Raw genomic sequence first — 15,799 nt, 5'->3', positions numbered from 1 at the left:
TCAGCCGCCGGTCAGCTCACCTGACCGGCGGCTGACCGCGATCCCGCCGGGCAGCAGCGTCGCGCCCTGCCCGCGCCAGGCCGTGACCAGCGCGTCCAGGGCCGCGACGTGCCGGTGGGTCAGCGCCGCGCGGGGCGCGCCCAGCTCCGCGGCCCACCCGTGCAACACGCGGGTACGCAGCGCCGCGGGCAGCTCGCCCAGCGCGTCGGCGGACAACCCGGCGGGTGTACGGCACCGGTCGAGGGCCTGCCCGGCCAGCTCGTCGAGCAGATCGGCGTCCGCGCCGAGCAGCGCGGCGGACCGGGCCAGGTTGGCCACGACGCCCTCGCCCAGCGCAGCAACCAGTGCGGGAAGCGCATCGGCCCGCACCCGCGCTCGGGCGTACGAAGGATCGGTGTTGTGCGGGTCGTCCCAAGGCGTGAGACCCTGCGCGGCGCACGCGGCCCGGCAGGCCGCACGCGGCACGTCCAGCAGCGGCCGGCTGAACCGCGCCCCGGCGTGCGTCCGGTGTACCGGCATCCCGGCCAGCCCGCGCGGCCCGGCCCCGCGCGCCAGCGCCAGCAGCACCGTCTCGGCCTGGTCGTCCCGGGTGTGTCCGAGCAGGACCGTCGCCGCACCGAGCCGCCCGGCCGTCTCGGCCAGCGCCGCGTACCGCGCCTGCCGCGCCGCCGCCTCCGGCCCGCCGACCTCCCCGACCTCGACCGTCGCCACCTCCACCGGGTCGAACCCCTGCTCCCGGGCCCACCGCGCGACCTGCCGGGCCCGCTCCGCCGACCCCTCCTGCAACTGATGATCGACGGTCACCAGCCCCACCCGCCACCCCGACCGCGTCGCGACGAACACCGCCCCCGCCGCCAGCGCCAGCGAATCCGCCCCACCCGAACACGCCACCAAGACCAACCGCCCCGCCCCGGCCCCCACCCCCTGGCGCAACTCTTCAAGACTTGCGCCATCCGGACGCTCTTGAGGCCCCGGCTCTTTAAGACTTGCGGCAGGTGGGGCGGCCGCGCCGGCAGGCGGGGGCGGGCTGGGGAGGGTGGTCAGGGTGTGGCGGATCGCGGTGCGGATCGCGGCGACCGAGGGGTCGAGCCTCATCCCCGGGTGTCGGCGGTGACGACGCGGGTCACCCACGCGTCGGGGTCGGCGATCTCGTCCAGGGTCGGCAGGGTCTGCGGGGAGGTCCAGATCTGGTTCAGGCCGTCCATGCCGACCCGGTCCAGCACCGACTGCACGAAGACCCGGCCCTCGGCGTACTGCCGCATCTTGATGTCGATGCCGAGCAGGCGGCGCAGGTACTGCTCGACCGGGTTGCCGGGGTTGCGGCGGCGGTCGAACGCCGCGCGGATGGTGGCGACGGTCGGGATGACCCGCGGTCCGACGCCGTCCATGACGACTTCGGCGTGGCCTTCCAGCAGGGTCAGCACCGCGGTCAGCCGGTCGAGCACGGCCCGCTGCTCGGGCGTCTGCACGGCCTCCAGCAGGGACGCGCCGCGGGTGCCCTCGGGCGCGCGGGCGGCCTTGATCGCCGCGCCGAACTGCTGATATGCCTGGCTGAGCAGGTTGGCCGTGGGCGGCTCGGTGGCCTCGATGAAGGCCCGCACCTCGGCCAGGAAGTGCCCGCGCAGCCACGGCACGGCCGTGAACTGGGTCCGGTGGGTCACCTCGTGCAGGCAGACCCAGAGCCGGAAGTCGCGCGGGTCGGCCTTGATCCGCCGTTCCATGGCGACGATGTTCGGCGCGACCAGCAGCAGCTGCCCCGCCTGCACGGGGCGGCCGGGCTCGGCGGGCGGCGCGGCGAAGACGTCGTACTGGCCGAGGACCTTGCCGGACAGGTAGCCCAGCACCGCCCCCGCCTCCACCCCGGTGACCTTCGCGCCGACCAGGTTGCCGAGGAAGCCGACCTTCTCCTCCAGCTTGTCCGTCAGCGGCGTGATCACCGTCCGGAGCCCCTGCACGTTGACGTCGGCCCAGGTGCGCCGGTCGACCACGCGCACCGGCGCGTCCGGGACCTGCGGAATCATCTTCGTGTACTCCGCGACGTGGCCTATCGCCTCGTCGGCCAACTGCCGCAGGTCGCGCACGACCGCGGTGGCCTGCTCGTAGGTGACCGACGGTCCGGTCGGGCCGAACCGCGCGGCGGTGGTCGAGGCGAGATCCCAGTCCACGAGAGCCATAGGTAAGAACCTACTCTCCCGTAGCCATATCGCCCCGCGGCTCGTGTTTTGATCCAGGGATGCGACAAGCGGTGTACGCGCCCCAGGGAGTGGTGGCCACCAGCCAGCCGCTCGCCGCCCAGGCGGGCCTGGCGATGCTGCGTGAGGGTGGTTCGGCGGTCGACGCGGCGGTGGCGGCGGCGGTCACGCTGACCCAGGTGCAGCCGGGCTCCAACGACATCGGCGGCGACCTGTTCGCCCTGGTCTGGGACGGAAAGCAGCTGCACGGGCTGAACGCCTCGGGCCGCGCCCCGGCGGCGCTGAGCCTGGCCGCGCTGACGGCGGCCGGGCACCCGCCCAACGACGCCCTCGGCGGGGGCCAGGCGCGGGCCGAACTCGCCCCGCCGGCCCGCGGCTGGCTGCCGGTGACCGTGCCGGGCGCCCCGGCGGGCTGGCAGGACCTGCACGCGCGGTTCGGCCGGTTGCCGTTCGAGCGGCTGTTCGCCGACGCGGTGCACTACGCCGAGCAGGGCTGGACCGTGTCGCCGACGGTCGCCCGGCGCTGGGCCGCGTCCGTGGAGATCCACCGCGAGCTGGCCCGGCCCGAGTGCCGCGACTGGGCGGCCGTGTTCGCGCCGGAGGGCCGCGCGCCGCAGGTCGGCGAGCTGTTCCGCAACCCGGGCGCGGGCCGGGCGCTGCGGCTGATCGGCGGCAGCCACGCCGACTCCTTCTACCGCGGCGAGATCGCGCACGCGCTGGCGGCGTACGCGGCGGACACCGGCGGTTTGCTCACCGCCGCCGACCTGGCCGAGCACACCAGCACCTGGGTCGAGCCGGTGAGCACGGACTATCGCGGGCACACCGTGTACGAGATCCCGCCCAACGGGCAGGGGGTGGCCGCGCTGCAGGCGCTCGCGCTGCTCGACGGGTTGCCGCGGCACGGGCTGCACGAGCAGATCGAGGCGATGAAACTCGGCTTCGCCGACGCGCACGCGTACGTCGCCGATCCGGCCGCGTACCCGATGCCCGACCTGCTCGATCCCGCCTACCTGGCGGCGCGGCGCGCGCTGATCGGGGACCGGGCCGGGGACCCGCCGCCCGGGGACCCGATGAAGGGCGGCACCGTCTACCTGGCTGCGGCCGACGCCGACGGCATGATGGTCAGCCTGATCCAGTCGACCTACCAGGGCTTCGGCTCGTTCGTCGTGCTCCCGGAGTACGGCTTCGGGCTGCAGAACCGCGGGGCCGGGTTCAGCCTGGACCCGGCCCACCCGAACGTGGCCGCGCCCGGCAAGCGCCCGTTCCACACGATCATCCCCGGCTTCCTGTTCCGCGACGGCGCGCCGCTGGGGCCGTTCGGCGTGATGGGCGGGCACATGCAGCCGCAGGGCCACCTGCAGCTGGTACTGGCGACGGTGGACGAGGGCCTCGGCCCGCAGGAGGCGCTGACCCGGCCGCGCTGGTACTGGCACACCGAGCGGCAGGTCGAGGTCGAGCCCGAGTTCGACCCGGCCCTGATCGAGGACCTGCGCGCCCGCGGCCACGAGGTCACCGTCGCCACCGACCGCGGCACCTTCGGCATGGGCCAGGCCATCTGGCGCATCCCCGGCGGCTACGTCGCCGGCTCCGAACCCCGCGCCGACGGCCAAGCCGCCGCCTACTGATTCCGGCCACCTCGGCCGCTTCCGGGCAGCTCGTGGGGTCGGGCGTCATGTCCAGGCCCTACGCGCGTTCGTTGACGCCACTGTGAAGATGGCGACTTTTGTCCGGATTAGTTGCGGGCTTGCCCTGGTGGCGGGTGGTGCGGTGATACCGGCGGGCAGCGGCGTGGCCGCGCCGAACGGCCCGCAGAAACTCCAACCGGCGTCCCGGGCCACGGCCGGGCGGGCGCCCACCAGCCGGCTCGCGAAGACCGACCGCAGCCTGCTCGACCGCACCGACGGCGAGCGCATCCCGGTGCTTGTCAAACTCGACCACGACGCGGTCGCCAGCTACACCGGCGGGGTGCCGGGCCTGGCCGCGACCAGCCCGGCGGCCACCGGCACCCGGCTGCGCGGCGGCGACGCCGAACGCGCCTACGAGCAGTACCTGGAACAGCGCGAGGACGACTTCACCTCGGCGCTCGCCGCGAAGGTCCCGGCGGCGCAGGTCGGCGAGCGGCTGCGCACCGTGTACGGCGGGGTGGCGCTGACGCTGCCCGCCAACGAGGTCAAGCAGCTGCTCGCCGTCGAGGGGGTGGTGGCGGTGCAGCGCGACGAGCTGCGCGAGCCGCTGACCGACTCGTCCAGCTCCTTCATCGGCGCGGACGTGCTGCAGAGCGGCGCGGGCGCCAACGGCGCGCCGACCAGCCAGGCCGGCAAGGGCGTCGTGGTCGGCGTGCTGGACACCGGCGCGTGGCCGGAGCACCCGTCCTTCGCCGACCAGGGCGTACTCGCCGCCCCGCCGGCCAAGACGGACGGCACGGCGCGCCGCTGCGACTTCGGCGACAACCCGCTCACGCCCGCCAGGGACGTGTTCCGCTGCAACAACAAGCTGATCGGCGGCGCGGCGTTCCTGAAGGGTTACCTGTCGGCGTTCCCGGACGAGACGTACAAGTCGGCGCGCGACAGCGACGGGCACGGCACGCACACCGCCTCGACGGCCGCGGGCAACGTGCTGGCCTCGGCGAAGGTCTTCGGGGTCGAGCGCGGGCCGGTGCACGGCGTCTCGCCGGGTTCGTGGGTCAGCGTCTACAAGGTCTGCGGGGAGAACGGCTGCATGTCGTCGGACTCGGCGGCCGCGGTGGCGCAGGCGGTGCGCGACGGCGTCGACGTCGTCAACTTCTCCATCTCCGGCGGCACCGACCCGCTCAGCGACCCGGTCGAGATGGCCTTCCTGGACGCGTACGCGGCGGGGGTCTTCGTGGCCGCCTCGGCGGGCAACTCGGGCCCGGACGCGGGCACGGTCAACCACCTGTCCCCGTGGGTGACCACGGTGGCCGCCTCCAGCCAGCGCCGCGAGTTCAGCGCGGGCCTGACCCTGCAGGCCGGGACCGCGACCAAGCTGCTGAACGGGGCCTCGCTGACCGCGGGCGCCGGGCCGGCCCCGGTGGTGCGGGCCGGTGACGTCCCCGGCTACAAGGGCGGCATGGGCTGCGCCAAGCCCGCGAAGAAGGGCCTGTTCACCGGCAAGATCGTCGTCTGCGAGCGCGGCGTGAACCCCCGGGTCGAGAAGGGCTGGAACGTCCGCGAGGGCGGTGCCGTCGGCATGATCCTCTACAACCCGAACCTGCAGGACGTGGAGACCGACAACCACTGGCTGCCCACGGTGCACCTGGCCGACGCGGCGGTGCTGGAGTTCCTTGCCGCGAACACCGAGGTCACCGCGACGATCACGGCCGGGCAGGCCAACCCGGGCACCGGCGACGTGATGGCGGCGTTCTCCTCCCGCGGCCCCGGCGGCCTCGCCCTCAAGCCCGACGTGACCGCGCCGGGGGTGCAGATCCTGGCGGGCCACACGCCGACCCCGGACGCCGCCGCCGGCGGCCCGGCCGGTGAGCTGTTCCAGGCCATCGCCGGCACGTCCATGTCGTCGCCGCACGTGGCCGGCGCGGCCGCGCTGCTGGCCTCCCGGCACCCGGACTGGACCCCGGGCGAGCTCAAGTCGGCCCTGATGACCACCGCGGTGACCGAGGTGGTCAAAGAGGACGGCAAGACGCCGGCCGGGCCGCAGGAGATGGGCGCGGGCCGGATCGCGGTGGACCGGGCCGACCAGATCACGCTGACCGTCTCCGACTCCGCCACCCGCATGATGACGCTGGCCGGCGACGAGGTGCGCGCCGTCGACCTCAACCTGCCGTCGATCAACGCGCCGATCATGCCCGGTCGGCTGTCCACCGTGCGCACCCTGCGCAACATGACCGACCGGACCATGACGTACGCCGTCGCGACCACCGCGCCGGCCGACAGCTCGATCAGCGTCCCTGCGACGGTCACCGTGCCCGCCCGGGGTGCCGCGCCGCTGCCCGTGACGATCTACTCTCGCTCGGCCGCCGACGGCTACCTGTCCGGCGAGATCCGGCTGACCCCGGCCGAGGGCGGCCCGGCGCTGCACCTGCCGGTCGCCTTCCAGCCCGCCCAGGGCCAGGTGACGCTGGCCAGCACCTGCACCGCGAAGAAGGTGACGCTGACCCGCACCGCGCAGTGCACGGTGACGGCCGCCAACACCGGCTTCGACGACGCGCCGGTCGACCTGACCACGCGCCTGGACCCGGCGCTCGCCGTCACCGGCGTCGACGGCGGAGCCACGGTCGACGGCCCGCGCGAGGTCAGCCACGACACCACGCTGCGCGGCATCGAGCCGGGCACCCCTGACGTCGCGAAGCTGGACGACCGGGTGTGGCAGCCGCTGGACGTCACGCCCGACCCGATCGGCGACGAGGAGATGATCACTTACGACGTGCCCGGGTTCGGCTACGCCGGCCAGACGTACCACCGCATCGGCGTGGTCTCCAACGGCTATCTGGTCGTCGGCGGCGGCACCAGCCAGGACATCCGCTTCGAACCGCCCGCCGTCGACGGCGGGCGGGCTCCCGACGCGGGCCGACCCAACAACGTGCTGGCCCCGTACTGGGCCGACATGGACGGCTCGCAGGCCGACGGCGTGCGAGTGGCCACCGCCCAGGGCGGCGGTGTGGAGTGGATCGTCGTGGAGTGGCGGGTCAACCGCTTCGGCACCACCGACACCCAGCGCTTCCAGGTCTGGCTGGCCACCGGCGAGAACGAGGACATCCGGTTCGCGTACGACGCCAAGGACCTGCCCAGTGGCGCGAAGGTGTTCGCGGTCGGCGCCGAGAACGCGCTCGGCAAGGGCACGCTGCGCACCGAGAAGCCCGGCCCGGACCTGCGTGTCCAGAGCACCGGCGGGCACCCCGGCGGCGTGGCGTCGTACACCGTGCAGCTGCGCGGCGTCATGCCCTCCGACGCCCGGATCACCACGAGCATGACCAGCCCGGAAGTCCCCGGCACCACGGTCGTGCGCACCCGCATCCCGGTGGTCGCCCCGTAGCCCCTGCTCGGCAGGGTGGTGATGAAAGGAAGGGCACCTTCTACAACGCGGAGCGTTGTGAAGGTGCCCTTCCTTTCGTTCAGGTGCGGAAGGTGTGGCGGTAGTCGGCCGGGGTGGTGTCGAGGCGGCGGCGGAAGTGGTGGCGCAGGGTCGCCGAGTCGCCGAAGCCGGCGCGGGTCGCCACCGACTCGACGCTCAGGTCGGTCTCCTCCAGCAGCCGCCGAGCCAGCAGCAGCCGCTGATGGGTCAGCCAGTCGTGCGGCGTCGCCCCGGTCTCGGCCCGGAACCGGCGCGCGAACGTACGCGGGGCCATGTGCGTACGCGCCGCGAGGTCGTCCACGGTCAGCGGCTCGTCCAGGTGCGTGACCAGCCACTCCAGCAGCGGCTGCAGGGTGTCGCAGTCGACCTGCTCCGGGATCGGCGCCTCGATGAACTGTGACTGCCCGCCCGCCCGATGGGGCGGCACCACCATCCGCCGGGCCAGCTTCGTCGCCACCGCCGCCCCCTGCACCTGCCGCACCAGGTGCAGGCACGCGTCGATCCCGGCCGCGGTTCCCGCGCTGGTGATCACCCGCCCGTCCTGCACGTACAACTCGTTCGGCGACACCCGCGCCGTCGGATACCGCTCGGCCAGCAGCGCCGCGTGCTTCCAGTGCGTCGTGCAGCGCCGCCCGTCCAACAGCCCCGCCTGCCCCAGCAAGAACGCCCCCGAACACACCGACAGGATCCATGCGCCCCGCTCGGCCGCCGCCACCAGCGCCTCCACCGCCGCCGGCGGCACCTCCGACGTCAGCGGATGCGCCGGCACGGCCACCAGATCAGCCGTGGCCAACGGCCCCAGATCCGCATCCGGCACGATCCCGAACCCCGACCGCGTACGGATCGGCGCACCGTCCGGACTGCACACCGCGAACTCGTACGACGGAAACCCGTCCACGCTCCGATCGGTCCCGAACACCTCGCACAGCACCCCGAGCTCGAACGGCGCGATCTCGTCCAACCCCAGCACGGCCACCCGATACAGCGACATGTGACTCACGCTACTCGATGAATGGCAGAAATTCGAGGCACCCTGGCATCCCTGCCACTGTCCCACCCGAACCGGACACGAGACACTTAATTCACACCGGTGCGCACCATCCCAAACCACTCCGAAACGGTGAGGCCGTCATGGGACAGTTCATCTTCCTACTAGCGTTCCTACTGGTCACCGGCGTCGCGGGCCAGCTCGGGATGATCGTCACCAATTCCGACCCCGACGTGCGCCAGAGGCCCTTCATCCGGCAGTCTTGACCACATGGGCTGGTACGACGCGGACATAGACCGTGTGATCATCACTGAAGAGGAACTCCGCGGTAAGACCGCCGAGCTCGCCAAGCAGGTCGCCGCCGACTACGCGTCGGTAGACGGCCTGCTTCTCGTATGCGTCCTCAAGGGCGCGGTCATGTTCATGGCCGACTTCTCCCGCGAACTCGGCAAGATCGGCGGCCCCCCCGTCGAACTCGAGTTCATGGCAGTCTCCTCCTACGGCCAAGGCACCACATCCTCCGGCGTAGTACGCATCCTCAAGGATCTTGACCGCGACATCGCGGGCAAGCACGTGATCGTCGTCGAGGACATCGTGGATTCGGGTCTGACGCTCTCTTGGCTGCTGAAGTACCTGGAGTCTCGTTCGGCGAAGTCTGTCGACGTGGTGGCTCTGTTCCGGAAGCCTGAGGCGATCAAGGTGCCGGTGCCGGTGAAGTACGTCGGGTTCGACATTCCGACGGAGTTCGTCGTCGGCTACGGGCTGGACTACTCGGAGCGGTATCGCGAGGTGCCGTACGTGGGGATTCTCAAGCCTGAGGTCTATCAGCGCTGATTCGTGCGTGGTTGCGCTCCGCAGGGGGTGCCGCCGGGTTCGCTGGGGGCCGCCAAAACCGGGCGGCCCTTTACGCTCACTCCGGCGGCACCCCCTGCTCCGCTCCGGTAGGGGTGGTTGCGGTGGGTGGGGTTCATGCGGGTTTTTAGGTTCTGCCAAGTCAGTTACGCCCCACACTTGGCTACTACCTAGCCCCACAGTCCCCACACGGGTAGTGAAGGACCGTCATGTGGGGCGTTACTCGTAGGGCGCAAGCGAGTCGCCGTGCTCTCCGAGGGAGCCGTCTACGGGGTACGTGGGTTATGTGGTGACCGCTGTCGCTTATCCGTAATTTGTGGAGCTTTCTGTACGTGTCGTGCGGAGCGGGGTAGGGGTCGGGGGCGCGTAAAGGGCCGCCCGCTCTTGGCGGCCCAGCGCACCCGACCCCTACCCCGCGGAGCACCCCCCACCCATCCCCTCAGCCGTAAGCGAACACAGGTGTCATTTGTCCCGTATGCGGGGGACCTGAGCTGAGAAAACGCTGAACGTTGTGCGATGGGGACCACGCATCAGCCAACCGAAGGTTTCTACGGTGTACCGTCGACTAACCGGGCCGCGCCCGGTGAGCTGACCGCCTCTATCGATCAGGAGGACACGGGCGCGAACAAAAGCGTCCGGTAACAGCATGGAGCGTACGCGTTTCTTCCGCCGGCCGATCTTCTGGATCTTCATCGTGGCCATCGGCGCGATCCTGCTCAGCCAGCTCTTCACCAGCGGCCCGAGCTACCAGCCCGTGGACACCTCGGTCGCGCTCGCCCAGCTCAACCAGGCTGGCCCGAACGCGATCAAGGAAGTGCAGATCCGGGACAAGGAGCAGACGCTCCGGATCGACCTCGCCAATAAAGCCAAGTTCGACGACGTCGAGACCGACAAGATCGAGGCCCAGTACCCGGCCGACGCCGGGCTGGAGATCTTCAACCAGGTGAACGCGGCCAAGGCCGCGGGCAAGATCTCCGGGCCGTTCGACACCGAGGTCACCGAGGAGTCGGTGTTCCTGTCGCTGCTGGTGAGCCTGCTGCCGATCGCCGTGCTGGTGATCCTGCTGCTGCTGTTCATGTCGCAGATGCAGGGCGGCGGCTCGCGGGTGCTCAACTTCGGCAAGTCGAAGGCGAAGCTCGTCAGCAAGGACACCCCGAAGACCACCTTCGCGGACGTGGCCGGCTCCGACGAGGCCGTCGAGGAGCTGCACGAGATCAAGGACTTCCTGCAGAACCCGGCGAAGTACCAGGCGCTCGGCGCCAAGATCCCGAAGGGTGTGCTGCTGTTCGGCCCGCCCGGAACGGGTAAGACGCTGCTGGCCCGCGCCGTCGCCGGCGAGGCCGGGGTGCCGTTCTACTCGATCTCGGGTTCCGACTTCGTCGAGATGTTCGTGGGTGTCGGCGCCTCCCGGGTTCGCGACCTGTTCGAGCAGGCGAAGGCGAACGCCCCGGCGATCGTGTTCGTCGACGAGATCGACGCCGTCGGCCGCCACCGCGGCGCCGGCATGGGCGGCGGTCACGACGAGCGTGAGCAGACCCTGAACCAGCTGCTGGTCGAGATGGACGGCTTCGACGCGAAGGGCGGCGTCATCATGATCGCCGCGACCAACCGTCCCGACATCCTCGACCCGGCGCTGCTGCGCCCGGGCCGCTTCGACCGCCAGATCGCGGTGGACACCCCCGACATGGTCGGCCGCAAGGCGATCCTGCGGGTCCACGGCAAGGGCAAGCCGTTCACGCCGGACGTGGACCTGGACGCGGTGGCGCGGCGCACGCCGGGCTTCACCGGCGCCGACCTGGCCAACGTGATCAACGAGGCCGCCCTGCTGACCGCGCGTCAGGACAAGCGCGCCATCACCAACGAGTCGCTGGAGGAGTCCATCGACCGCGTGGTCGCCGGTCCGCAGCGGCGCACCCGGGTGATGTCGGACCACGAGAAGAAGATCACCGCGTACCACGAGGGCGGCCACGCCCTGGTGGCCTGGGCGCTGCCGCACAGCGCGCCGGTGCACAAGGTGACGATCCTGTCGCGCAGCCGCTCGCTGGGTCACACGCTGGTGCTGCCGACCGAGGACAAGTACACCCAGACCCGTGCCGAGATGATCGACACCCTGGCGTACGCGCTGGGCGGCCGGGCGGCCGAGGAGCTCGTCTTCCACGAGCCCACCACGGGCGCCGGCAACGACATCGAGAAGGCGTCGGCCCTGGCCCGCGCGATGGTCACCCAGTACGGCATGAGCTCGAAGCTCGGCGCGGTCAAGTATGGCACCGCCGGTGACGAGCCGTTCCTGGGCCGCTCCTACGGCCACGAGCGGGACTACTCCGACTCCATCGCCGCCGAGATCGACTCCGAGGTGCGCTCGCTCATCGAGCTGGCCCACGACGAGGCGTACGAGATCCTCGTGGAGTACCGCGACGTGCTCGACGCGATCGTGCTGGAGCTGATCGAGAAGGAGACCATCTCGACCGCCGACATGGCGCGCATCTGCGCCCGGGTCGTCAAGCGGCCGCCGATGGCCCCGTTCAACGGGTTCGGCAAGCGCACGCCGTCCACCCAGCCGCCGGTGCTCACGCCGGCCGAGGTGGAGAAGCAGTCGGCGAGCAACGGCCAGGCCACGGACAGCGGCGAGATCACCGTCTCGACGACCGCGGAGGCCACGAACTGAACGGCGAGCAAGAGCTGGACCATCTCGCCGCCCGCCTGGTCGACGGCTCCCTCACCGGTGTTCCGGTGGAGGAGACCGTCGACCTGGCGCGTATAGAGAAGGCGGTCCGGGAGATCCTCCTCGCGCTTGGCGAGGACCCCGACCGCGACGGTCTGCAGAAGACCCCGTCCCGGGTGGCCCGCGCGTACGCCGAGCTGTTCGCGGGCCTGCGGGTGAACCCCGCGGACGTGCTGACCACGACCTTCGAGGCCGACCACGACGAGTTCGTGCTGGTCCGTGACATCTCGATCTTCAGCCTGTGCGAGCACCACCTGCTGCCCTTCCGGGGCGTCGCGCACGTCGGCTACCTGCCCGGCGAGGATGGCCGCATCACCGGCCTGTCGAAGCTGGCCCGGCTGGTCGAGGTGTTCGCGCGCCGCCCGCAGGTGCAGGAACGGCTCACCTCGCAGGTCGCCGACCTGCTCCAGGAGAAGCTCCAGGCCCGAGGCGTCATCGTGGTGCTGGAATGCGAGCACATGTGCATGGAGATGCGCGGCATCCGCAAGGCCGGGGCCCGCACCGTCACCAGCGCCGTACGCGGCATCCTGAAGTCGGACCCGAAGACCCGCGCCGAAGCGATGTCCCTGATCAACTCTCGCTGACTCGCCTGAACGACGAAGACGCCCGCCTCGCCGCGACCGCGGCCGGGCGGGCGTCGTCGTACAGCCGAAGCGGCTCCGGTCCTCGAGCCGCGTCAGGCGTCCATCACAGGACGGCCAGCAGCGCGACGGCCAGCAGCACCGGTGCGATGCAGGCGAACGCGCCGACAGCGGCGGTCCGCGGCCGATCCCGGTAGACGACACCGACGAGCAGCCAGGCCGCCCCGAAGGCCAGCGGCCCGAGGAGCAACCCACTCACCGCGGCGAAGAACACCTGCGCGCCGTCGCCGGCCAGACCCGCGACAGCCAGCTGCACGAGCAGCGCCAGCAGCGCCATCGGCCCGTACACCAGCAGGTTGCGCAGCGTCTGCGAGCCGCTGCCCCCGTCGTCGAGCCGAGCCAGCGCCCCGTCGGCGACTTCCACGTTCGCGCCCGCCTGGCGCAGCGCCGCCAGCGCCACCGCCGGGCCGCCACCGACCGCCTCAGCCGCCGCCAGTAGCTCCGCGGGACCCGGCTGGAGCACGGGGGAGGGAACCCCCGCCCGGCTCGCCGTGTCCAGCAGCCGGGTGGCCTGCATGCCGAGGCGGGCCTGCACGGTCGGCAGCTCGTCCCGGGCCGCCGCCAGCGCCGACGCCTCACCGGCGGCCGAGTCCGCCGCCTCCCGCCGCACCGTGTCCAACCGCTGCGCCGCCCCGAGATACTCCGCCCAGGCCGCACTCCGCTCGCTCACGCTTCCTCCTCGCTCATGCGGGTTCCTGGGTCAACGCGGTGAGCACGATGGGCGGATCCGAGGAAGGGTCACGGGCCTGCCAGAGGCGCTGCCGTAGCGCGGCCAGCACCTGGGCGTCGGCATCCGGGTCGGGGAAGCGGACCGTCTTCTCGTGCCCGCGCGTCGCGCCCCGCGGGCCGCCCAGGCCGCCCGCCGTGTTCACGACCGCGCAGCCCAGCGGCAAGGTCGCCGCCGCGTCGTTCGTCGCCTCCAGCACGTCCCCGCCGCCCGGCAGCGCGATCCGCACCGGCACCTGCCCGAACAGCGAATCCCGGCGCACGTGCAGCGCCTCGATGCCGCGCACCGTCTGCGAACACAGGATCAGATGCACGCCGTACGCCCGTCCGCGCCGGCCGATCGACTCCAGCAACCCCAGCGCCTCCGCCGCGACCGGATCCGAACCCGTCAACAGCACCGGGAACTCGTCGATCACACAGACCAGGCGGGGCAGCGACCGCTGCTCGCGCGCCTGCGCGAACCGCTTCACCCCCAGCTCCTGCCACAGCTCCTCGCGGCGGCGCAGCTCCTCGTCCAGCTCCCGCAACACCGCCAGCCCCTGCTCGCGATCGCAGTCCAGCCCTACCACCCGGGCGTGCGGCAGCCACGCCGGATCAGGCTCGCCCCCGGTACTCGGCGCGAACCGGCCGAAGGCCTCACCCGGCTTGAAGTCCAGCAGGTACAGCGCCAGCTCGTCCGGGTCGTAGCGGGTGCACAGGCCGTACAGGACGTTCACCAGGAACGCCGACTTGCCGCCGCCGGACCGGCCGCCGACCAGCCAGTGCGGCGTCAGGTCGGCGAACACCAGCGAGATCGGCGTCTCACCCGCCAGCCCCGCGGTCGTGGACATGCCCGCCGCCGACGACTCCGCCCACCAGTGATCCGGGTCCGGCAGCAGATCCATCAGATGCACCTGCCCCGACAGGGCATAACGTTCGGCCAGCTCCCGGCACACCCGAGCCACCAGCTCAGCCGGCGGATCAGCGTCGAGTCGCACCGGCACCGACAGCCCCGGCCAGGTCGCGGTGGGGCTCGGCCCGTCGTCGGCGCGAGCCGACGGTGGCGTGAAAGGCATACCCCCGAGCAGTGCGTACGGGTTGCGAAGCGCGACCTGCGTGCTCATCGGCAGCGGGGTCTGTGCCGACGGCAGCGACGTGTCCGGGGTCAGCGGCGGCGGCGGCCAGCCCGCGACGACCAGGTGCAGCCCCGTCGCCGGCCCCGCCTGCGCCAGCGCCGTGATCCGATTCAGCTCGGCGCCCGTCACATCCGAGGGCAGAGCGGCGATCAGCAGCAACATCGTGCAGTCCCGGCGACGCGGCCGGGCCGTCGGACGCCGCTGCGCCTCCGGCCGGCTCGGGCGTACCCAATGCTCGGCCTCCGCCAGCACGGCCTGCAACCCGGCCCGGTCGGTGACCGGCGGCGGCATCAGACCCGCATCGGCCAACGCCCCGAACGGCGCGAACAGCGCCCCGCCCACCGCGTCCACCGCCCGCACCACCAGCGTGCCCGACGGCGCCGTCGCCAGCAGCCGCAGCAGGACCGCCCGCAGCACCCCCGCCACCCGCGGATCCCGCGAATCGGCGCTGAACGTCAGATGACCCGTACCCAGCAGCGGCAACACCGCCGGGAACTGGGCATCCTCGCCCGGCGCCGCCGTGCCGATCCGGACGAACTCCGGCCGGCGCTGCTCACCCAGCGGCAAACCCGCCGGCACCTCGTCCAGCACGGCCCCCAGCCAGCCCGGCGTCAGCCGCACAGCCGCGTCACGCAGCCGCTGCGCCAGCGCCTGCTGCTCGGCCAGATCGGTGCGCGGCGGCGGAAGATAGGTGTCCAACGCGGACGCCGCCGCCTGAGTCACCGCCGAAGCATGCCGGTGCAGGCTCGCCGCCTGGTCGATCCGCGCGTTCAATCCGGGCACGCCGACACCTCCGCTGCGTCCTCCCCGGGGGAGGGTAGCGCAGAGCGCCCGATACCTGTCGCAACTACGCGGAAGCAACTCCCGTGTAAACCCGACAGTTCAGCCGTCGATGCCGGGCTATTCGTCCTTCGACAGGTAGTCGATGAAGCGTGCCCTGATCAGAGGCTCCTGGTCGCCGTAATCGTGCCCGGTGAACTCCCGCCACAGCGACACCGAGTCGTCGACCGCGGAGCCGATGTCGGCAAGCTCCCGCTCCTCGGTCTCCGGGGAGGTGGGCAGGTGCTTGAACAGGTCCCAGAAGAAGCCGATGTCCAGCTTTTCGCGTGCCTTGGTGAAGGCGCGCTCGCGCAGCTCTTCAGTGGGCAGGGCGTCCAGTTCGGCGAATTCGGTCACCCGACCAGCGTACGGGGTGATTCCCGAAGCGGCCTCCCGGCGGTGAACTGTCCGCCTGTCGCGACCTCGTGCGGCCGGGAGGCGCAGGCTATCGTCATCGCGTGTACGAGACCCCGCCGCCGAAGCGGCCGTCGCCCCTCCTCGGCCTGGTGAAGAAGCCGATGATGCTCGCCATCGCCGGAGCCGCCGTGGCCCTGCTGCTGGTCATCTTCTGCTGCTGCGGACTGTGGCTGTTCGGCAACTTGAACACCGGGTCGGTCTGACGCGTGCGTCCTCCATGGAGGAACCGCAGGCCCTGTGCGAAGAGTGTCTGCTCGACTACGCTTCCCGCCAGGACGTGC

The 15,799-nt window shown here is 71.9% G+C and carries 12 protein-coding genes and 1 pseudogene; 7 read left to right on the top strand and 6 right to left on the bottom strand.

The genetic code is table 11. From position 1 onward, the window contains the following. Both tilS and ACFQO7_RS14205 read right to left on the bottom strand, forming a co-directional pair. A pseudogene (gene tilS, locus ACFQO7_RS14210) lies at nt 1–897 on the bottom strand (tRNA lysidine(34) synthetase TilS); the annotation flags it as partial. Between the two features lie 194 nt (nt 898–1,091). Next, nucleotides 1,092–2,174: a zinc-dependent metalloprotease gene (locus ACFQO7_RS14205; RefSeq protein ID WP_376806786.1), complete on the bottom strand. Its 1,083-nt coding sequence runs from the start codon at nt 2,172–2,174 to the stop codon at nt 1,092–1,094. 59 nt (nt 2,175–2,233) lie between these two features. Here ACFQO7_RS14205 and ACFQO7_RS14200 point away from each other — a divergent pair, with 59 nt between their 5' ends. Then, the gene (locus ACFQO7_RS14200; RefSeq protein ID WP_376806785.1) at nt 2,234–3,817 is read left to right on the top strand and encodes a gamma-glutamyltransferase family protein; all 1,584 of its coding nucleotides are present in this window, start codon (nt 2,234–2,236) and stop codon (nt 3,815–3,817) included. A gap of 88 nt (nt 3,818–3,905) precedes the next feature. Next, nucleotides 3,906–7,199 (top strand): S8 family serine peptidase, encoded by a 3,294-nt coding sequence (locus tag ACFQO7_RS14195; protein ID WP_376806784.1) that lies wholly within the window; start codon nt 3,906–3,908, stop codon nt 7,197–7,199. A gap of 79 nt (nt 7,200–7,278) precedes the next feature. On the opposite strand, the gene ACFQO7_RS14190 is transcribed toward ACFQO7_RS14195, so the two are convergent. Then, nucleotides 7,279–8,229 (bottom strand): GlxA family transcriptional regulator, encoded by a 951-nt coding sequence (locus ACFQO7_RS14190; protein ID WP_376806783.1) that lies wholly within the window; start codon nt 8,227–8,229, stop codon nt 7,279–7,281. A 140-nt stretch (nt 8,230–8,369) separates the two neighbouring features. On the opposite strand from ACFQO7_RS14190, the gene ACFQO7_RS14185 reads away from it, so the two are divergent. From ACFQO7_RS14185 to folE, 4 genes are all read left to right on the top strand, one after another. Next, nucleotides 8,370–8,492, top strand: a complete 123-nt coding sequence (locus tag ACFQO7_RS14185) for a hypothetical protein (protein WP_376806782.1) — start codon at nt 8,370–8,372, stop codon at nt 8,490–8,492. A 4-nt stretch (nt 8,493–8,496) separates the two neighbouring features. Further along, nucleotides 8,497–9,060: a hypoxanthine phosphoribosyltransferase gene (gene hpt, locus ACFQO7_RS14180; RefSeq protein ID WP_360523952.1), complete on the top strand. Its 564-nt coding sequence runs from the start codon at nt 8,497–8,499 to the stop codon at nt 9,058–9,060. Nucleotides 9,061–9,724: 664 nt separating this feature from the next. Then, a complete protein-coding gene (gene ftsH, locus ACFQO7_RS14175) occupies nt 9,725–11,743 on the top strand; it encodes an ATP-dependent zinc metalloprotease FtsH (protein WP_360523955.1) in 2,019 nt (672 codons plus the stop codon). Continuing rightward, the gene (gene folE / locus ACFQO7_RS14170; RefSeq protein ID WP_376806858.1) at nt 11,740–12,384 is read left to right on the top strand and encodes a GTP cyclohydrolase I FolE; all 645 of its coding nucleotides are present in this window, start codon (nt 11,740–11,742) and stop codon (nt 12,382–12,384) included. The genes ftsH and folE overlap by 4 nt, the downstream gene beginning before the upstream one ends. 103 nt (nt 12,385–12,487) lie before the next feature. On the opposite strand, the gene ACFQO7_RS14165 is transcribed toward folE, so the two are convergent. The 3 genes from ACFQO7_RS14165 to ACFQO7_RS14155 all read right to left on the bottom strand — a co-directional run bounded on the left by ACFQO7_RS14165 (nt 12,488) and on the right by ACFQO7_RS14155 (nt 15,458). Beyond that, nucleotides 12,488–13,111: a hypothetical protein gene (locus tag ACFQO7_RS14165; RefSeq protein ID WP_376806781.1), complete on the bottom strand. Its 624-nt coding sequence runs from the start codon at nt 13,109–13,111 to the stop codon at nt 12,488–12,490. A 13-nt stretch (nt 13,112–13,124) separates the two neighbouring features. Continuing rightward, nucleotides 13,125–15,065: an FtsK/SpoIIIE domain-containing protein gene (locus ACFQO7_RS14160; protein WP_376806780.1), complete on the bottom strand. Its 1,941-nt coding sequence runs from the start codon at nt 15,063–15,065 to the stop codon at nt 13,125–13,127. A gap of 117 nt (nt 15,066–15,182) precedes the next feature. Beyond that, nucleotides 15,183–15,458: a hypothetical protein gene (locus ACFQO7_RS14155; protein WP_376806779.1), complete on the bottom strand. Its 276-nt coding sequence runs from the start codon at nt 15,456–15,458 to the stop codon at nt 15,183–15,185. Nucleotides 15,459–15,559: 101 nt separating this feature from the next. Here ACFQO7_RS14155 and ACFQO7_RS14150 point away from each other — a divergent pair, with 101 nt between their 5' ends. Continuing rightward, nucleotides 15,560–15,721 carry a hypothetical protein gene (locus ACFQO7_RS14150; protein WP_155369439.1) on the top strand — a complete coding sequence of 54 codons (162 nt, stop codon included), beginning with the start codon at nt 15,560–15,562 and terminating at the stop codon, nt 15,719–15,721. Nucleotides 15,722–15,799: the final 78 nt, after the last annotated feature.

Source organism: Catellatospora aurea, from assembly GCF_042663325.1.
In the GTDB taxonomy this organism is placed as follows: domain Bacteria; phylum Actinomycetota; class Actinomycetes; order Mycobacteriales; family Micromonosporaceae; genus Catellatospora; species Catellatospora aurea.
The sequence above is the reverse complement of the archived record's forward strand: the minus strand, read 5'-3'. Positions and strand labels throughout refer to the sequence as shown.